Source organism: Pseudomonas sp. MD330_10 (assembly GCF_042610415.1).
Classification (GTDB): Bacteria; Pseudomonadota; Gammaproteobacteria; order Pseudomonadales; family Pseudomonadaceae; genus Aquipseudomonas; species Aquipseudomonas rhodesiae.
Window position 1 is genome coordinate 127375 of record NZ_JBHGZU010000005.1, and the last position, 19319, is coordinate 146693.

The 19319-nt window shown below is 59.9% G+C and carries 16 protein-coding genes, 2 tRNA genes and 1 pseudogene; 4 read left to right on the forward strand and 15 right to left on the reverse strand.

Going from position 1 to position 19319, the window contains the following annotated elements; translation table 11 throughout:
* Nucleotides 1-89: 89 nt before the first annotated feature.
* The 7 genes from dnaB to rnr all read right to left on the reverse strand — a co-directional run bounded on the left by dnaB (nt 90) and on the right by rnr (nt 7263).
* Nucleotides 90-1487, reverse strand: coding sequence for a replicative DNA helicase (gene dnaB / locus ACFZPT_RS09975; RefSeq protein WP_034095616.1), 1398 nt, complete (start codon nt 1485-1487; stop codon nt 90-92).
* A gap of 111 nt (nt 1488-1598) precedes the next feature.
* Nucleotides 1599-2045, reverse strand: coding sequence for a 50S ribosomal protein L9 (rplI, locus tag ACFZPT_RS09980; RefSeq protein WP_003171376.1), 447 nt, complete (start codon nt 2043-2045; stop codon nt 1599-1601).
* A gap of 18 nt (nt 2046-2063) precedes the next feature.
* Complete coding sequence (locus ACFZPT_RS09985; protein WP_034095615.1) at nt 2064-2957, reverse strand: hypothetical protein; 894 nt, start codon at nt 2955-2957, stop codon at nt 2064-2066.
* Nucleotides 2958-2993: 36 nt separating this feature from the next.
* Nucleotides 2994-3224: a 30S ribosomal protein S18 gene (gene rpsR / locus ACFZPT_RS09990; protein ID WP_002551829.1), complete on the reverse strand. Its 231-nt coding sequence runs from the start codon at nt 3222-3224 to the stop codon at nt 2994-2996.
* A 28-nt stretch (nt 3225-3252) separates the two neighbouring features.
* Nucleotides 3253-3675: a 30S ribosomal protein S6 gene (rpsF, locus tag ACFZPT_RS09995; protein WP_003236224.1), complete on the reverse strand. Its 423-nt coding sequence runs from the start codon at nt 3673-3675 to the stop codon at nt 3253-3255.
* 199 nt (nt 3676-3874) lie between these two features.
* A complete protein-coding gene (rlmB, locus tag ACFZPT_RS10000; protein ID WP_034095614.1) occupies nt 3875-4639 on the reverse strand; it encodes a 23S rRNA (guanosine(2251)-2'-O)-methyltransferase RlmB in 765 nt (254 codons plus the stop codon).
* Entirely contained in the window at nt 4636-7263 is a 2628-nt protein-coding gene (rnr, locus tag ACFZPT_RS10005) for a ribonuclease R (RefSeq protein WP_047881403.1), read from the reverse strand. Before rnr ends, rlmB begins: the two co-directional genes overlap by 4 nt.
* Nucleotides 7264-7487: 224 nt before the next feature.
* Here rnr and ACFZPT_RS10010 point away from each other — a divergent pair.
* The 4 genes from ACFZPT_RS10010 (at nt 7488) to ACFZPT_RS10025 (ending at nt 10566) form a co-directional block, all read left to right on the forward strand.
* Nucleotides 7488-7574 (forward strand) — tRNA-Leu (locus ACFZPT_RS10010).
* A gap of 176 nt (nt 7575-7750) precedes the next feature.
* Nucleotides 7751-7837: transfer RNA gene (locus ACFZPT_RS10015), tRNA-Leu, on the forward strand.
* Between the two features lie 144 nt (nt 7838-7981).
* Nucleotides 7982-9007 carry an extracellular solute-binding protein gene (locus ACFZPT_RS10020; RefSeq protein ID WP_040265895.1) on the forward strand — a complete coding sequence of 342 codons (1026 nt, stop codon included), beginning with the start codon at nt 7982-7984 and terminating at the stop codon, nt 9005-9007.
* The gene (locus ACFZPT_RS10025; RefSeq protein ID WP_099313060.1) at nt 9007-10566 is read left to right on the forward strand and encodes an iron ABC transporter permease; all 1560 of its coding nucleotides are present in this window, start codon (nt 9007-9009) and stop codon (nt 10564-10566) included. The genes ACFZPT_RS10020 and ACFZPT_RS10025 overlap by 1 nt, the downstream gene beginning before the upstream one ends.
* Nucleotides 10567-10616: 50 nt before the next feature.
* Here the strand turns inward: ACFZPT_RS10025 and ACFZPT_RS10030 are convergent, their stop codons facing one another.
* From ACFZPT_RS10030 to hfq, 8 genes and pseudogenes are all read right to left on the reverse strand, one after another.
* A complete protein-coding gene (locus ACFZPT_RS10030; RefSeq protein ID WP_371263975.1) occupies nt 10617-11501 on the reverse strand; it encodes a methyl-accepting chemotaxis protein in 885 nt (294 codons plus the stop codon).
* Between the two features lie 21 nt (nt 11502-11522).
* Nucleotides 11523-12551 (reverse strand): annotated as a pseudogene (locus ACFZPT_RS10035) (methyl-accepting chemotaxis protein); the annotation flags it as partial.
* 140 nt (nt 12552-12691) lie between these two features.
* Nucleotides 12692-13981, reverse strand: a complete 1290-nt coding sequence (locus ACFZPT_RS10040; protein WP_034095609.1) for an adenylosuccinate synthase — start codon at nt 13979-13981, stop codon at nt 12692-12694.
* Between the two features lie 54 nt (nt 13982-14035).
* Complete coding sequence (locus ACFZPT_RS10045) at nt 14036-15223, reverse strand: ATP phosphoribosyltransferase regulatory subunit (RefSeq protein ID WP_034095608.1); 1188 nt, start codon at nt 15221-15223, stop codon at nt 14036-14038.
* Nucleotides 15224-15515: 292 nt separating this feature from the next.
* On the reverse strand, nt 15516-16382 hold the full coding sequence (hflC, locus tag ACFZPT_RS10050) for a protease modulator HflC (protein WP_034095607.1): 867 nt from the start codon (nt 16380-16382) through the stop codon (nt 15516-15518).
* Nucleotides 16382-17557, reverse strand: a complete 1176-nt coding sequence (hflK, locus tag ACFZPT_RS10055) for an FtsH protease activity modulator HflK (RefSeq protein WP_034095606.1) — start codon at nt 17555-17557, stop codon at nt 16382-16384. Before hflK ends, hflC begins: the two co-directional genes overlap by 1 nt.
* Nucleotides 17558-17653: 96 nt before the next feature.
* The gene (gene hflX, locus ACFZPT_RS10060; protein WP_099313059.1) at nt 17654-18955 is read right to left on the reverse strand and encodes a ribosome rescue GTPase HflX; all 1302 of its coding nucleotides are present in this window, start codon (nt 18953-18955) and stop codon (nt 17654-17656) included.
* 12 nt (nt 18956-18967) lie between these two features.
* Nucleotides 18968-19228 (reverse strand): RNA chaperone Hfq, encoded by a 261-nt coding sequence (gene hfq, locus ACFZPT_RS10065; protein ID WP_034095604.1) that lies wholly within the window; start codon nt 19226-19228, stop codon nt 18968-18970.
* Nucleotides 19229-19319: the final 91 nt, after the last annotated feature.

Genomic DNA, 19319 nt, shown 5'->3' on the forward strand with positions numbered 1-19319 from the left:
CCGGTGTTGAGATGAAAAATCGCGGGCGCGGAATATAGCACAAAATATGACCAATTCCGACGGTAATGGTCGGAATTGAGCAGAAGGCTTTATTCGTCGTCGTCGAAGTTGTAGCTGCCCGGCGCCAGGTTTTCGAAGCGCGTGTACTTACCGATAAACGCCAGGCGGATAAAGCCGATCGGCCCGTTCCGCTGCTTGCCGATGATGATCTCGGCGATGCCTTTATGCTCGGTCTCCGGGTGATACACCTCGTCGCGGTATACGAACATGATCACGTCGGCGTCCTGCTCGATCGCACCCGATTCCCGCAAGTCGGAGTTCACCGGGCGTTTATTGGGGCGCTGTTCCAAGGAACGGTTGAGCTGGGACAGTGCCACCACCGGGCAGTTGAATTCCTTGGCCAAGGCTTTCAAGGAACGGGAGATCTCGGAAATTTCGTTGGTGCGGTTATCGCCGCTGGAGCCCGGGATCTGCATCAGCTGCAGGTAGTCGATCATGATCAAGGCGATGTCGCCGTGCTCACGCACCAAACGACGGGTACGCGCACGCATCTCCGAAGGGCTGATGCCCGCCGTGTCATCAATAAACAACTTGCGGTCGTTGAGCAGGTTGACCGCCGAGGTCAGGCGCGGCCAGTCGTCGTCTTCCAACTGACCGGAACGCACTTTGGTCTGGTCGATGCGGCCCAGGGACGACAGCATACGCATGATCAGCGATTCGCCTGGCATCTCTAGGGAGTACACCAGAACGGTCTTGTCGCTGCGCAACACGGCGTTTTCCACCAGGTTCATCGCGAAGGTGGTTTTACCCATCGACGGACGGCCGGCCACGATGATCAAGTCGGCCGGTTGCAGGCCGCTGGTCTTCTCGTCGAGGTCGGTGTAGCCGGTGGAAATGCCGGTGATGGCGGCGTCGGTGTTGAACAAGGTGTCGATCCGGTCAATGGCCTTGGTTAACAGCTCGTTGACGCCTACCGGGCCGCCGGTTTTCGGCCGGGCTTCGGCGATCTGGAAGATCTGGCGCTCGGCTTCATCGAGGATTTCTTCAGCGGTGCGGCCTTCGGGGTTGAAGGCACTGTCGGCGATTTCAGTGCTGATGCCGATCAACTGACGCAGCGTGGCGCGCTGACGCACGATCTGGGCATAGGCCTTGATGTTGGCGACGGACGGCGTGTTTTTCGCCAACTCGCCCAGGTAACCAAGGCCGCCGACCTGGGAGGTCTGGCCTTCTTTATCGAGTTGCTCGGCCAGGGTCACCACGTCGATCGGGGAGTTCTGGTCGGCCAGCTTGGCGATGGCGCGGAAAATCAGGCGATGGTCATGACGATAGAAGTCCCCGTCCGAGACTTGATCCAGCACGCGTTCCCAGGCGTTGTTGTCCAGCATCAAGCCACCGAGCACGGCCTGTTCGGCCTCGATGGAATGCGGCGGCACCTTCAGGGCAGCGGTTTGCAGATCGTATTGCTCAGGAGCGGAAATATCGTTCATGGCCACTTGGAATTTGGGGTGTGTAGAAAAACAAAAGGCACGACCTGTAAACAGGATCGTGCCCGATGTTAACTGGCTGACACGCGAGGTGCCAGTCAGTTAGGTACAGCCTTAAGCAGCTACCACAACAACGCGTACGGTGGCTTCAACTTCGGCGTGCAGGTGCACGGCTACGTCGAATTCGCCTACGTTGCGGATGGTGCCGTTCGGCAGACGAACTTCGCTCTTCTGCACTTCAACACCGGAGGCGGTCAGTGCATCAGCGATGTCGTGGGTGCCGATCGAACCGAACAGCTTGCCTTCGTCACCGGCGGTGGCAGTGATAGTCACTTCCAGCTCAGCCAGTTGGGCAGCGCGAGTTTCGGCCGATGCTTTTTTGTCTGCTGCGGCTTTTTCCAGCTCAGCGCGACGCTCTTCAAACGCAGCCAGGTTGGCAGCGGTTGCAGCGGTGGCTTTGCCGTATGGCAGCAGGTAGTTACGACCGTAGCCGGCCTTAACGTTCACTTTGTCGCCCAGGTTGCCCAGGTTGGCGACTTTTTCCAGAAGGATCAGTTGCATGTGAAAATCCTCTAACTTTTAACCTTCACCGTTCGCGTTATCGGCGTCTTTCGGCGCCAGACGACCGCGAAAATCAATCAGGCCGTCGACAATGGCCAGAACCACGAGTAACGGATAGATCAGCTGCATGAACAGCAACAGCGTCACGTACAACCCCACCAGCCAAAACTTGGCCAGGCGCTTCTGCGCGGCGAGCCCATGGATCAGGGCCAGCCCGGCAAACACCAGCGGTACACTGCAAATCGGCGCCAACAAGGCCATCTGTGGACCGAAGTTCGGTCCGACAACCATGCACGCCAGCAGCAACATCGCCGGTCCCGCGGGGATTCTGATACTGCGAAACTCGCGACCAAAACCACCCGGGTTGTACAACAACGCCTGCCAATAACGCCCAAGAATCAGGCTCAGCACGCTGACGACCTGCAACAATGCCGCAATCAGGCCGGTCAGGACCGGGGCAATCAGTGACGCAAACCGCGCTCGCTCATCTACCGACAATTGCTGGTAGAGATCCCCGAGGGCCAGCGGCAGGATCTTGACGATTTCCTGCGCCAGCGCCTCGATTTGCGGGCGGAAAGCCGCGCCAAGCATCACTGAGTACACCAACCCCAATGCCACGCTGACCAGCAGCGTGCGGACCCAGGACTCGCTTGCGCGCAAAACCAACGCAAGGCTCGATGACCCCAGCAGTACCAGAAGTACCCGTGGATCACCCATTTGCAGCCACCAGATCAAGGCCGGCAACAAACCCAGGGCAAGAACGCCAACGGCGTCCTTCAAACCGCGCCGCAGCAGCACAAGGCAACCCGCGGCAGCACCCAACCAATAAAGCAACGGCAACGCCGCACAGCCAGCCACTACCAGAGTGGCCTGCATACGACCGCGCATGATGAACTCAGCTAAGGCGCGCATGCATTCAATCCCTTACTACTTGTCGACTGCCCGGTCTCAGCGGCCGTGGCTGTCGGTGTAGGCCAGCAGGGCCAGGAAGCGGGCGCGCTTGATAGCGGTGGCCAGCTGACGCTGATAACGTGCTTTGGTACCGGTGATACGGCTTGGAACGATTTTGCCGGTCTCGGATACGTAGGCTTTCAGAGTGTTGAGATCTTTGTAATCGATCTCTTTCACGTCTTCAGCGGTGAAGCGGCAGAATTTACGACGACGGAAGAAACGTGCCATTTGATAGGCTCCTTAAAAGGTCCGTGGATTACTCGTCAGCGTTATCGCTGTTGTCGCTGTCATCACTGTCAGCGCTATCAGCGCCTTCGTGCTCAGGACGGTCGCGACGCTCACGGCGCTCACTGCGGTTTTCTTCAGCCTTGAGCATCTCGGATTGGCCGGTAACGGCTTCTTCGCGACGGATGACCAGGTTACGGATCACTGCATCGTTGTAGCGGAAGTTGTCTTCCAGCTCGGCCAGGGCCTTGCCAGTGCACTCAACGTTCAGCATCACGTAGTGAGCCTTGTGAACATTGTTGATTGCGTAGGCCAGTTGACGACGGCCCCAATCTTCCAGACGGTGGATTTTGCCGCCGTCTTCTTCGATCAGCTTGGTGTAACGCTCAACCATGCCGCCGACTTGCTCGCTTTGATCCGGGTGGACCAAAAAGATGATTTCGTAATGACGCATGAATGCTCCTTACGGGTTGTAGCCTGCCGCTCAAAAACGGTCAGACAAGGAGTGAATGACACTTATGGATCTTGCCGCAGGGAGGCACATCGGTGCCTGCCAGGAAGGCAAGGGGCGCAATAGTAGAGGAGCAGGGGGGAAGCTGCAAGCTACAAGCTACAAGTGGTCAACCACCGCGCTGTTAACTTGCAGCTTGAGCTTACGACTTGCGCGAAGCGCCCGCCTTTTTGGCCCCACGCTGACGCTGGGCTTCAAACAAGCACACGCCGGTCGCGACCGAAACGTTGAGACTGCTGACGCTACCGGCCATCGGCAAATGCACCAAGTAATCGCAGTGCTCGCGGGTCAGGCGGCGCATGCCTTTGCCTTCGGCGCCCATGATCAGAATGGTCGGGCCGGTGAGGTCCTGGTCATAAATGCTGACCTCGGCCTCGCCCGCCGTGCCCACGACCCACAAACCGCGTTGCTGGAGTTTCTCCAGGGTGCGCGCCAGGTTGGTCACGGCCACCAGCGGAATCACTTCCGCCGCGCCGCAGGCGACTTTACGTACTACCGGCGTCAAGGTGGCGGACTTGTCTTTAGGCACAATCACCGCCAGCGCGCCGGCAGCATCCGCTGAACGCAGACAGGCGCCGAGGTTGTGCGGATCGGTCACGCCGTCCAGCACCAGCAACAGCGGCGAGCCTTCGGTACGGTCGAGCAGCTCATCGAGCATGGCCTCACCCCACACCTGGCTTGGGCTGACATCAGCAACCACACCCTGATGAACGCCTTCGACCCAGGCGTCCATCTCACGGCGCTCGGCCTGGCCGATGGCGACACGGTTTTCATTGGCCAACTCGACCAGCGCCTGCACGCGCGGCTCGCTGCGACCTTCCGCCAGCCATACCTGCTTGACGCGCTTGGGATGGTGACGCAGCAGGGCTTCTACGGCGTGTACGCCGTAGATTTTTTCCAGACTCATGACTTGGCCTTAGGTTTGCGCGACCCGCCGCTTTTCGCGGGAGCCGAACCCGCTTTCGGCGGGCCTTTACGATGTTTACTCGGTTTGCTCGACGGTTTTTCCGCGCCGTGGGACTTTCCCCCAGACGCCGCTTTACCACCACTTTTGGCTTCGTTGAGCAACTGCTGCTTCAACTCGCGACTCTTGCGCAGCTCGGCGTTTTTCGCCGCCGCGTCGCTTGGGCGATAGGCATCAGGAGCCTTGTCTTTGGCGGACGAACGGCGAGCGGCTTTAGCCGGCTCAGGTTCGGCCGTCTTGGCAGCCGCCCCTTTGCCCTTGCTGGCTGGGGCAGCGGTATCGCCGCCACGTTTTTTACGGCCAGTCGGTTCGACCGGTTTATCAGGCATACCGAAGTCGATCTTGCGCTCGTCGAGATCGACGCGCATGACCTGCACTTCCACCGTATCGCCCAAACGGAAGCTGCGACCGGTGCGCTCGCCCGCCAGACGGTGATGCACAGGATCGAAGTGGTAGTAGTCGCCCGGCAAGGCGGTGACGTGCACCAGACCCTCGACGTAGATATCGGTCAGCTCGACGAACAGACCAAAACCGGTTACGGCAGTGATCACGCCCGGGAAGGACTCGCCCACGCGGTCTTTCATGAACTCACACTTGAGCCAGTTCACCACATCGCGCGTGGCTTCGTCGGCGCGGCGCTCGCTCATGGAGCACTGCTCGCCCAACTGTTCCAGGGCCGCTTCGTCGTACGGATAGATCCGCGCCTTCGGAATGGTCATGGCACCGGCGCGCTTGACGTGCGGGGTGTTCATCTTGGAATGGATCACACTGCGGATCGCGCGGTGCGTGAGCAGGTCCGGATAACGACGGATCGGCGAAGTGAAGTGGGTGTACGCCTCGTAATTCAGGCCGAAGTGGCCTTGGTTGTCGGCGCTGTACACCGCCTGGCTCAGGGAGCGCAGCATCACGGTCTGGATCACATGGTAATCCGGACGATCCTTAATGCTCGCCAGCAGTGCCTGATAATCCTTCGGCGTCGGGCCTTCCTTGCCTTTGTGCAGGGAAAGGCCAAGCTCGCCGAGGAATGCGCGTAGTTTCTCCAGACGCTCCGGCGGCGGGCCGTCATGCACACGGTACAGCGCAGGGATTTCATGCTTCTTGAGGAACTCAGCCGTGGCCACGTTGGCCGCCAGCATGCACTCTTCGATCAGCTTGTGGGCATCATTGCGGGTCGTGGGTGTGATCGCCGCAATCTTGCGCTCGGAACCGAAAATAATCCGGGTTTCCTGGGTTTCAAAGTCGATGGCGCCACGCACATGACGCGCGCCCAGCAGCACCTTGTACAGCGCATACAGCTGCTTGAGGTGCGGCACTACACCCGCGTACTCGGTACGCAGGGCCTTGGCTTCGCTGGATTTCGGCGTTTCCAGGATAGTGCTGACCTTGTTGTAGGTCAGGCGAGCCTGGGAATGGATCACGGCTTCGTAGAACTGATAGTCGGTCATTTCGCCGGTTTTCGAGATAGTCATCTCGCACACCATGGCCAAACGGTCGACTTTCGGATTCAGCGAGCACAGGCCGTTGGACAACTCCTCAGGCAGCATCGGAATCACGCGCTCAGGGAAGTAAACCGAGTTACCGCGCACCTGGGCCTCGTTATCCAGGGCCGAGCCGATCTTCACGTAACTGGAAACGTCGGCGATCGCCACGTACAACTTCCAGCCGCCGGAGAACAAGCGCAGCTTGCCCGGCTTGGCTTCGCAGTAGACCGCGTCGTCGAAGTCGCGGGCATCTTCGCCGTCAATAGTCACGAACGGCAGATGGCGCAGGTCGATGCGCTTCTCTTTGTCCTTCTCTTCGACTTCCGGCTTGAGCTTGCGTGCTTCCTTCACTACGGCCTCGGGCCAGACGTGAGGAATATCGTAGGTACGCAGCGCGACATCGATTTCCATGCCTGGCGCCATGTAGTTGCCGACCACTTCGATCACATCGCCCTGAGGCTGGAAGCGCGGGGTTGGCCAGTGGGTGATTTTCACCTCAACGAACTGACCGACCTTGGCGTTGGCGTTGCGGCCTGGGGTGATCAGCACTTCCTGCTGCACCTTGGGGTTGTCCGGAACGACAAAACCAATACCGCCCTCTTCGAAGTACCGGCCGACAATGGTTTCGTGACCACGGGATACCACTTCGACAATCACACCTTCGCGACGACCGCGACGGTCCAGGCCGGAAACGCGTGCCAAGGCACGGTCGCCGTCGAACACCAGACGCATTTGCGCAGGGCTCATGAACAGGTCATCGCTGCCGTCGTCCGGGATCAGGAAGCCGAAGCCGTCACGGTGGCCAGCGATGCGACCGAGGATCAGGTCGAGCTTGTCCACAGGTGCGTAGGTGCCACGGCGGGTGTAGATCAGTTGAGCGTCGCGCTCCATGGCGCGCAGGCGGCGGCGCAGGGCTTCGAGCTGGTCTTCGGTGGTCAGACCGAATTCTTCAACCAACTGCTCGCGGCTAGCAGGCGAACCCCGATCGGCGAGATGCGCCAGGATCAGTTCGCGGCTAGGAATAGGGTTTTCATATTTTTCCGCTTCACGAGCGGCCTCGGGATCGAGGGACTGCCAATCGGCCATTAGAGAGTTTTCACCTTGTCTATATGCGGGTTAGTTTGGCATACGCGTATTGAAACGGGAAATTTCAGGCATCAACAAGCGTTTAAACGCCCTTTAAAGCCCTCGTCGGGCACCTTGCACGACCACTGGCGAAATTTTCCAGGCTTTTTTCATGGCGGGGGTTTACAGCTCAAAAAGCGCTCCGTATAGTGCGCGCCATCGACGACGGCAACGTTGAAGATACTGCCCAGATGGTGAAATTGGTAGACACGCCAGCTTCAGGTGCTGGTGGCCGCAAGGCCGTGGAAGTTCGAGTCTTCTTCTGGGCACCATTTCAAAACTTGAGGTTAACCTTGAGTTCCACAAGAACCCGCGAAAGCGGGTTTTTGCGTTACAGGCCTTTGATTTTTAACGAAAAACTTGATTTATATTTTTGAATCAGGGGTTTACAGATCAAAAAGCCCACCGTATAGTTCGCCCCATCAACGGCGGTAACGCTGCTGAGAATGCCCAGGTGGTGAAATTGGTAGACACGCCAGCTTCAGGTGCTGGTGACCTTACGGTCGTGGAAGTTCGAGTCTTCTCCTGGGCACCATATTCAGATCAAACCCGCGAAAGCGGGTTTTTTCGTTTCCGGGGTTTGAAAACTTTTCCCGCAATTGTCCCCTCACCCGCACTTGAGAAGTTTTATCGTTTATCCTTGCAATGATTTGTTGCACTCAAGTGAGGAAAACCCCGGATGATGATCCGCGATACCCGTCCCAAGACATCCCTTCTGCGTGGCCTGACCATCACTCTACTCGGCCTGACTCTGCTCTCCCCCACCGCCTATTCCGCCGACAAGGTCTCCCTGACCCTGTACAACGGCCAACACAAAGAAGTCGGCGACGAACTCGCCAAAGCCTTCGAAGCCAAGACCGGCATCCACGTCAATGTGCGCAAAGGCAGCAGCAACCAGCTGGCCAGCCAGGTCGTGGAAGAGGGCGAGCGCTCTCCCGCCGACGTGATCTACACCGAAGAATCCCCACCGCTGAACAAGCTCGGCGAGCAAGGCCTGCTGGCCAAGATCGACGCCAGCACTCTGGACGTCTTGCCCAAGGACTACGTGGGCAGCAAAGGCAACTGGATGGGCGTAACCGCACGCACCCGCGTCGTGGCGTTCAACCCCAAGCTGATCGCCGAGAAAGACCTGCCCAAGTCGGTGCTGGATTTCGCCGGCCCCGAGTGGCAAGGCAAAGTCGGCTTCGTCCCCACCAGCGGCGCGTTCCAGGAACAAGCCGTGGCAATCATCAAGCTGCACGGCCGCGAAGCCGCCGAAGAATGGCTCACCGGCCTACGCGCGTTCGGCAAGGTGTACAGCAACAACATGGTGGCACTGAAGGCGGTGGAAAACGGCGAAGTGGCCACGGTCCTGGTGAACAACTACTACTGGTTTGCCTTGAAGAAAGAAAAAACCAACCTCGACTCCCAACTGCATTACTTCACCGATGGCGACGCCGGCGGCCTGATCACCGTGTCCTCCGCTGCGGCGCTGAAGTCGAGCAAGCATCCCAAGGAAGCGCAGCAACTGCTGGCGTTCATGGCCAGCGAAGAAGGCCAGCGTGTGATCACCAACACCTCGGCGGAATACCCATTGCGCAAAGGTATGCAGTCCAATCGCGGGCTTAAGCCGTTCAACGAACTGCAACCGCCGAAAGTCACCCCCGCCGACCTGGGCAACGCCGAAGAAGCCCTGGAGCTGGAACGTGAAGTTGGCCTGAACTGATGAACCCCTCGATCCCCGCCCTGGGCGGGGGATTCAGCCCTCGACGCAAGCGCCCTTCGATCTGGCTGCTGATTCCCGTGCTATTGCTGGTTGGCTTGAGCCTGTTGCCACTGGCCTATGTGGGGCTGAAGGCCTGGGAGGCGGGCTGGGCGCAAGCGGTGCATCTGCTGTGGCGGCCTTACGTGTTCGGATTGCTGCGTAACACCTTGGCGCTGATGATCGGTGTGACGCTGACCTGCGGTGTGATCGGCCTATCCCTGGCGTGGCTGCTGGAACGCAGCAACCTGCGCGGGCGGCGCATCTGGGGCGTGATCCTGTGCCTGCCATTTGCCGTACCGGCGTTTGTCAGCAGTTTCACCTGGGTGTCGCTGAGCGCCGACTTCGAAGGGCTGGGCGGGGCGATTCTGGTGATGAGCCTGTCCAAATACCCGTTGGTGTTTCTGCCGGTGGCGGCAACGTTGCGTAACCTCGACCCCTCACTGGAAGAATCGGCACGCACCCTGGGGCTGAATCGCTGGGGCATATTCCTGCGCGTCACGCTGCCGCTGTTATGGCCATCCTTACTGGCCGGGGCACTGTTGATTGCATTGCATATGCTGGTGGAGTTCGGTGCGCTGTCGATCATCGGTCTACAGACGTTTACCACCGCGATCTATCAGCAATTCGAACTGGAATTCAGCAATGCCAATGCGGCGATGCTCTCGGCGGTGCTGCTGGTGATGTGCCTGACCCTGCTGTGGCTGGAGCTGCGCGTGCGTGGCAAAGGTCGACATGTGCGTATCGGCCAAGGCGCCGCGCGCCATGCCGAGCCGGTCAAACTTGGCAAGTGGGCGCCGCTGGGCCAGGTGTATTGCCTGGCGCTGGCGATCATTGGCAGCGGCATTCCCCTGGGGATGCTCGGCTATTGGTTGGCGGTGGGTTCGTCGGCGGCGTTTCCGCTGGCTGAAATCAGCGAGGCGCTGCTCTCCTCCTTGGCCCTGTCGCTGGGCGGTGCGGCGCTGTGCCTGGTGCTCGCGGTGCCGGTCGGCCTGCTGGTGGTGCGCTACAAGGGCCAATTGGCGATCTGGGCGGAACGCTTGCCCTACTTGCTGCACGCCCTGCCAGGGCTGGTGATTGCGCTGACGCTGGTGTACTTCGCCCTGCACTATGTGCCGGTGCTGTACCAGACTTCGGCGTTGCTGCTGATCGCGTATGCGCTGCTGTTCCTGCCACTGGCCCAGGCGCCGATCCGCACCGCGCTGAACAAGGCGGCACCGCAATTGGAAGAGGCCGCGCGCACGCTGGGGGCATCGTCATTCAGCGCGTTTTGCCGGGTGACCCTGCCGATCATCTTTCCGGCATTGGGCGCAGCGTTCGCACTGGTATTTCTCGATGCCATGAAGGAGCTGACCGCGACGCTGCTGCTCAGCCCGACCGGGTTGAACACGTTGGCGACAGCCGTGTGGGCGCATACCTCAAATGTGGAATTCGCGGCGGCGGCGCCTTATGCGGCGCTGTTGATCGTGGTGTCGGGGCTGCCGGTCTATTTGCTCACGACGCGGATGTATTTGAGTCGCTGAAAGCGTCATCGGGGGCAAGCCCCCTCCCACAGGTTGTAGGGCAGGCAACGCTAAGCCCGGAACTGCCCCAGACTCGCCTTCAACTGTGCAGCCAACCCATCCAACACCTTGCCGCTGGCGGTGGTTTCCACCACTGCCTGAGCGGCACGCTCGGCCTGGGCATGGATCACCTCGACCCGTCCACGCACGGCTTGGGCGCCTTTAGCCTGATGTTCAGCGGCACGAGTGGCCAGGCCAATCGCGGCGTGCACCTGCTCCACCGACGCCTGCACCGTCTGCTGCAAGCGCACGCTATCGCGCAGCACCAGCAAACCCTCATTGGCTTGGCGACCGGCCTTGCCGATGGTTTCCACCGCCTCCCGGGCACCTTGCTGCAAGGCCACGATATGCGCCTGGATATCCCCAGTGGAGCTTTGAGTCTTGCTCGCCAAGGCGCGCACCTCATCCGCCACCACCGCAAAGCCGCGCCCGGTCTCGCCGGCACGCGCAGCCTCGATGGCCGCGTTAAGGGCCAGCAGGTTGGTCTGCTCGGCAATGCCATGAATCACCGTCAACACCACCTCGATCTGCTCGCTCTGTTGCGCCAGACGCTCGATAACCTGCGCGCCTGCCTCGACCTGCCCTGCCAACGCCTCTATCAAGCTGCCAACTTCTGCCGAAGTGCGTGAGTTTTGGTCCGTGGCCTGGCGGATATCCACCACCTGCTGCAAAGCCGCCTGCATGGCCTGGCTTTCGGCCTGAGCCTCGTCGGCCATTTCCGAGAGGGCACGCAGGCTTTCGGCCACTTCATCACGCTGCAAACCGGCTGCCGCATCGGCACCGGCATTACGCAAGGTCATCGCACCGATCTCAACCCCGGTACGCTGGGCCACATCGCCCGCCTCACGCACGATCGGTTGCAACTTATCCACAAAGCGATTAACCGCCGAGGCCATGTCGCCTATCTCGTCTTTGCTGCTGATTTGCACGCGCTTGGTGAGGTCACCCTCGCCCGCCGCCAGATCATCCATGGCCGCAATCAGCAATTTCAGGCGATTGACCACGCGGCGCCCGAGCACCACTGCAATCAGCAGCAGAACCCCCAGCCCCACCAACGCCAGGCCCATGCCGATGCGCCAGCGCAACGTACCGGCCGCTTCCTGCACGGCATTGGTGGTATTAGCCGTCATCTGGGTGGCAGTGGCCTGCGCCGACTGCAACCTGGCGCCCATGGCGGCCGCGCTGTCAGCCGCCGCGCCCTTGAGGCTATCGCCCACCAGTTGGTCGCCGCTGGCGATCAGGGCGGCGAAACGCTTATCCAACGCCTGCAGGTCGGCTTCCACCGAAGCGGTGGACACCCCCATCAGCACCTTGCCGATCTCCACGCCATTCGGACTGATAGACGCCTCAACGTAGTAAACCGACGGGTCGGTCTTGGCCGCATTGAGCACTTTGTCCAAGGCACGATCACCCTGGCCTTTTTCCAACAGCGCTTTGTTGATTGGGTTTTCGCGGTTCAGGTAACGCGTCAAATGCTCACCGGCCGCGTCGTCGTAGACCACGAACAACACGTTGGGATTGCGCTGAGCGCGCCGGGCAAACTCGGACAAAGTCGGCACATCGCTGTCCCACATGGCCCGCGGCGCCACCGAAGCCAGCAGCTGCGCCATATCATTGGCGGAGTCTTGCAGGTCTTTTTCCAGGGTTGCGCGCAGTTGCTTCTGCTCTGCCTGCAAACGCGAAGACAAACCGCTGGTCAAGCGCTGACGCGTACTGGAGGACAGGCTGTCGAGACTGGAAGTGACTTCCTTCCCGGCTTGCGCCAGCTCGCTCGACAGCTTTTGACTGTCGATGCCTAGGCGGCTGCCCAGATCGGCTTCCAACGCCGTGACGGTGCTCCGCGTCAGCGCGACGGCCACCAGCACTTGCACCAAAAGGGCGATACCCAGGGTAACGAACACCGGGCGCAGCAATCGGCTTTGTAACAATGAAAGAACGGCAGACATCGGAAATTCCCTCCACCACGGGTGCCATTAATTTGATAGCACCGCGAAAGAAGGAAATACAGCAAGGGTCGTGCCGTTTATTGCCTGGAAACGACAAAGGGCTCCCGAAGGAGCCCTTTGCGTTTTAGATCAACAGCTTATTAAGCGAACGGGTGACGCAGAACGATGGTTTCGTTGCGGTCAGGGCCCGTCGAAATAATGTCAATCGGTGCGCCGATCAGTTCTTCAACGCGTTTGATGTAGGCACGGGCGTTGGCGGGCAGCTCTTCCAGGGACTTGGCGCCCACGGTGGACTCGGTCCAACCCGGCACTTCTTCGTACACAGGCTGCAGGCCTACGTAGCTGTCGGCGTCAGTCGGCGCAACGTCGTTACCGTTTGCATCTTTGTAGCCGGTGCAGATGTTGATGGTTTCCAGACCATCGAGTACGTCCAGCTTGGTCAGGCAGATGCCCGAGATGCTGTTCACATCGATAGCGCGACGCAGGATAACGGCGTCGAACCAGCCACAACGGCGAGCACGGCCAGTGGTCGCACCGAACTCATGGCCTTGTTTGGCCAGGTGCGCGCCTACTTCGTCGAACAGCTCAGTCGGGAATGGACCCGAACCGACTCGCGTGGTGTACGCCTTGGTGATGCCCAGGATGTAATCCAGGAACATTGGGCCCACGCCCGAACCGGTGGCAACGCCGCCAGCTGTGGTGTTGGAGCTGGTCACGTACGGGTAGGTGCCGTGGTCGATGTCCAGCAACGAGCCTTGGGCACCTTCGAACATGATGTCCTTGCCGGCGCGACGCAGGTCGTGCAACTCAGCCGTCACGTCCAGCATCAACGGCTTGAGCAGCTCAGCGTATTCCTTGCACTCGGCCAGGGTCTTGTCGAACTCGATGGCCGGCTCTTTGTAGTAACCGACCAGCATGAAGTTGTGGTAATCCACCAGTTCACGCAGCTTGTCTTCAAAGCGCGGCATGTTGAGCAGGTCGCCCACACGCAAGCCACGACGTGCAACCTTGTCTTCGTAGGCCGGGCCGATGCCACGACCGGTGGTGCCGATCTTCAGCTCGCCGCGGGCCTTTTCACGGGCCTGGTCCAGCGCGACGTGGAACGACAGGATCAGCGGGCAGGACGGGCTGATACGCAGGCGCTCGCGCACCGGTACGCCTTTCTCTTCCAGCTTGGTGATTTCCCGCAGCAGGGCGTCCGGTGCAACCACCACGCCGTTACCGATCAGGCACTGCACACCTTCGCGCAGCACGCCCGACGGGATCAGGTGCAAAACGGTTTTTTCGCCATCAATGACCAGGGTGTGGCCAGCATTGTGACCACCTTGGTAGCGCACTACGGCGGCAGCATGTTCGGTCAGCAGATCAACGATCTTGCCTTTGCCCTCATCACCCCATTGGGTGCCCAGGACTACGACATTCTTACCCATAACACTTGTCCTCATTCGCGCAAACTTGGTGCCGGCGATGGCCGGCAGGAAAACTCAAGAAGCCAGTGGCGATACTTGCCAAAGCCCGTTCTGCAGAATCAATTGCCGGTCGCAGTCCGCTTCACGGGCGGCGGCCAATGGCTGCCCAGGCAATGCCTGGACGACACGCTGACCCTCACTGCGCAACTGGCAGACCTGCTGCCAGAGTGCCGCGTCCGTACTGTCGGGCATCCAGATGCCACCAGACGGCAGCTCGACCTCAGCACGCCCCAGGGTCACCAGGGTTTTCAAATCGGTGGAGAAGCCGGTGGCCGGACGCGCGCGACCGAAGTCGGCGCCGATATCGTCATAACGACCGCCTTGGGCGATGGCCTGGCCAACTCCCGGAACAAACACCGCGAACACCACACCCGTGTGGTAGTGATAACCACGCAGCTCGCCCAAATCGAAATACAGCGGCAACTGCGGGAAACGTGCCGACAACTGCTCGGCAATGGCCAACACATCATCCAACGCCGCCAAGACCGCCGCCGGCGCGCTCGCCAGTTGTTCACGGGCAGCCATAAGCACTTCACGGCCGCCACACAAGTTCACCAGCGCGCGTAGCATGCGGGCCAGATCGGCGGGCACACCTTCAGTCAGCGCGATGACTTCATCGATGGCTTTGCGCTGCAAGGCATCGAACAACTGTTGCTCCACTTCACCGGACAAACCGGCCGCACGGGCCAAGCCGCGGTAGATACCGACGTGGCCCAGGTCCATGTGCACATCCGGGACGTCAGCCAGTTGCAGCATGGCCAGCATCAAACTGATGACTTCCACGTCGCTGCTCGGGCTGGCGTCGCCGTACAGCTCGGCGCCCAGCTGGATCGGGCTACGGGAAGACGACAAGGCGCGGGGCTTCGCATGCAGTACGCTGCCGGCGTAGCACAGACGGTTCGGGCCTTCGCGACGCAGGGTGTGTGCGTCGATGCGCGCCACCTGCGGCGTGATGTCGGCACGGAATCCCATCTGCCGACCCGACTGCGGATCGATAACCTTGAAGGTGCGCAGATCCAGATCCTGGCCTGCGCCGGTCAGCAGGGATTCGAGGTACTCGATATGAGGGGTTACGACAAAGTCATAACCCCAGCTCTGGAACAGATCCAACACCTGGCGACGCGCTACTTCAATGCGCGCAGCTTCCGGTGGCAGTACTTCTTCGATGCCATCTGGCAGCAGCCAGCGGTCTACCGTTGCCATTACGCCATTCCCCTTTGATCCGGGCGGCCAGCCCTCGGCCGAGCCTTGAGTGAAGCAGAAAATGCCCGCCGCCTGCATAAACCACGCGCAAGAGCGACGTGACGAACGGCCTGCCAGCGGCCTCGTCGGGCACTTTCCTCGAAAAACCTGTCACGCCTGCCGAATCAAACATGCAGACGCAAAAAAGCCGGGAATTTCCCGGCTGCCGCATCATACACCCGTTTTCTGAAAGGATCACCCCGCCAGGCGTTTTACCCGCCCGACGGAGTGTGCCCTACGCAGTCACAGGCGCTTACTTGGCTTTTTCCAGGTAGCGAAAGAAATCGCTGCTTGGGTCCAGCACCATGACGTCGGTTTTGTTCGCGAAGCTTTCACGGTAGGCACGCAGGCTGCGATAGAACGCGTAGAACTCCTGGTCCTGACCGTAGGCCTTGGCGTAGATCGCCGCAGCTTGAGCGTCGCCATCACCACGCGCCTCTTCAGACTCGCGATAGGCTTCGGCCAGCAGTACACGACGCTGACGATCGGCATCCGCGCGGATACCCTCGGCCAACTCGTTACCCTTGGCGCGATGCTCACGCGCTTCACGCTCACGCTCGGTGCTCATACGCTCGAACACGCTGCGGTTTACTTCCTTCGGCAGGTCGATGGCCTTGACCCGAACATCGATCACTTCGATGCCCAGTTCTTTTTCCGCCATCTTGTTCAGCGAAGCCGTGATATCCGCCATCAGCGCATCACGTTCACCGGACACCACCTCGTGCAGGGTGCGCTTACCAAACTGGTCACGCAGGCCCGATTCCAGACGACGCGACAAACGTTCGTCGGCAATCTGCTTGAGACCGGAAGTTGCGGTGTAGAAGCGCTCGGCGTCCTTGACGCGCCACTTGGCGTAGGCGTCAACCATCACGGCTTTCTTTTCCAGGGTCAGGAAGCGCTGTGTCGGTGCATCCAGAGTCATCAGGCGTGCATCGAACTTGCGCACCTGGTTGACGTAGGGGACTTTCACATGCAACCCCGGCTGGACATCCGCCTGGACCACGCGACCGAATTGCAGCAGCACCGCACGCTCGGTCTGAGCCACGATGTAGAAGCAGTTCCAGGCAGCGATGACCACGACGACGCCCACAATCAGGGCGGTCAGCGATTTATTGCTCATCAACGACTCTCCCTGGTACGTGTTTGCTGTTGCAGCAAGTCAGCAGCCGCACGGGCGCTCGCTTCATTGGCAGCGGCAGTGGAACCGGTAGACGGCGCGCTGGTGCTGTTACGACCACCTTCGATCATCTTGTCCAGCGGCAGGTACAGCAGATTGTTCTGCCCACCCTTGCTGCCGGTCACGAGAACCTTGCTGGTATTGCTGAAAACTTCCTGCATGGTGTCCAGGTACAGACGCTCGCGGGTAACCTCGGGCGCCTTGCGGTACTCGGCCACCAGCTTGGTAAAGCGATCAGCCTCACCCTTGGCGCGAGACACCACTTCGTCGCGATAACCGTTGGCATCTTCGATGATGCGTTGAGCTTGACCACGGGCTTCCGGCACGACGCCGTTTGCGTAGGTTTCAGCCTGGTTGCGCGAACGCTGTTCGTCCTCACGGGCACGGATCACGTCGTCGAAGGCTTCCTGTACTTCACGCGGTGCCGCTGCGCTCTGTACGTTCACCTGGGTCACGGTGATACCGGTGCGGTAGGTATCGAGGAACCGTTGCAGGCGCTCCTTGATCTCGCTGGCCATCAGCTCACGACCTTCGGTGAGCACCTGATCCATGGCGGTGGAGCCCACCACATGGCGCAGTGCACTTTCGGTTGCGTGTTGCAGGCTGATTTCCGGCTGATCAACGTTCAGCACGAAGTCCTGCAGGTTGCTGATCTTGTACTGCACGGTCAGCGGCACTTCGACGATATTCTCGTCTTCGGTCAGCATCTGGCCCTGCTTGGTGTAGGCACGCTCACGCGTGACGTTCTCCATGTACTTCTTGTCGATCGGCGGGAAATAGATATTCAGGCCCGGACCAACAGTCTCGTAGTACTTGCCGAAGCGCAGCACCACGGCCTGCTCCTGCTCGTCCACCACGTAGACCGCGCTGTACAGCCAGACAGCCGCCAGCACCACAAGGCCCAAGCCGAGCAGGCCATAGCCACCGCCCTTGCCCGTGCGACCGCCGTCGTCACCACCACGTTTTTTTCCACCACCGAACAACCCATTCAGGCTTTCCTGCAGCTTTCGGAAGGCCTCGTCGAGATCTGGTGGCCCCTTGCGGTCGCCATTATTGCGGCGCTTACCACCCCAAGGATCCTGATTATTCGAGTTGCCACCCGGCTCATTCCAAGCCATAGCGCTCTCCATCTGATAAAGCAAAGACGCACCCACGGCGCGCCGACCAATGCTACAGAATGCCTGCTACTGCGGCACAACCGCTTTCGGAGGCTTTTATTGCAAAGTGTGTTGTTCGATGAACTCTGTCGGCACCACACCTTCACGGCTGACCAGCCGATTCAGCTCCGAGCGCGGCAATCGAACAGCCAGCAAGCTGACACCTTCTTCGTCGTGTTCTTCTTTCTGTACCGCGCCCAGCTCGAAAAACTGTGCACGCAGTCGAGCAAAACGCTGGGGCAAGCGCAAGGTGCCGACAAACAAATCACTGCCGAGCAACTCGGCAATCGCTTGTTCAAGCAGCTCCAGGCCACTGCCATCGCGCGCCGACAGCCAGACCCGCTGGGGCTTGCCGTGCTCATCGCGCTGGATTTGCGGCTCCACGCCTTCAAGCAAATCGAGTTTGTTATAGACCTCGAGGATCGGCAAGTCCTGGGCACCAATCTCGCCCAGCACCAGCATCACCTGCTCGATCTGCAACATGCGGTCCGGCTCGGCCGCATCGATTACATGCAGCAGCAAGTCGGAATTGCTCGACTCTTCGAGCGTAGACCTAAATGCCTCGACCAGCTTGTGCGGCAAGTGACGAATAAAACCCACGGTATCGGCCAACACGATCGGCCCCAGGTCGGCCAGATCCAGACGACGTAAAGTAGGGTCGAGGGTGGCGAACAGCTGGTCGGCCGCATACACGTCGGACTTGGTCACGTTGTTGAATAGCGTGGACTTGCCGGCGTTGGTGTAGCCCACCAGAGACACGGTGGGAATATCCGCACGCGAACGCCCACGGCGCGACTGCTCGCGCTGGCTGCGGACTTTCTCCAGCCGCCCCTTGATCTGACGCAGGCGAACCCGCAGCAGGCGGCGGTCGGTTTCGAGTTGGGTTTCACCCGGCCCACGCATGCCGATACCGCCACCCTGTCGCTCAAGGTGAGTCCAGCCGCGCACCAGACGCGTACTCATGTGGTCAAGCTGGGCCAATTCGACCTGGAGCTTACCTTCATGGGTACGGGCGCGTTGGGCGAAGATATCGAGAATCAGACCGGTGCGATCAATCACGCGACACTCGAAAACACGTTCGAGGTTGCGTTCCTGACTGGGCGTGAGGGTGTGATTGAAGATCACCAGATCGGCTTCTTCGGCGTGGACCAGGTCGCGCAATTCCTCGACCTTGCCGCTGCCGATCAGGTATTTGGCGGTTGGCCGATGACGCGGCACGTTAAAAAACGCAACGGTCTCGGCGCCGGCCGAATTTGCCAGCTCCTGAAACTCCTGCGGATCTTCGCGCGCCTCAGGGTCCTGTCCATCCAAGTGAACGAGGATTACTCGCTCACCACCACCGTGGCGCTCAAAGAACAAAGGAGACTCCTATCAGGCGTTACCTGGCTCAGCGTCAGCTTGCTCGTCACCCGCTGCGCTAGGCAGGCGGATTGGGCGAACAGGGACGACTGTCGAGATAGCGTGCTTGTAAACCATCTGGCTGACGGTGTTTTTCAACAGGATCACGAACTGGTCGAACGACTCAATCGTACCTTGCAACTTGATACCGTTGACCAGATAAATGGAAACCCCCACTTTCTCTTTACGTAAGGTATTCAAGTAAGGGTCTTGTAGCGAATGCCCTTTTGACATGTGCCGCACTCCTTTAAGGATCAATAATAAAAATCAGAAAATAGAAAGCTTTAACCGTCACACCCCCAAGGATAGACGGCAATTGCAAGGA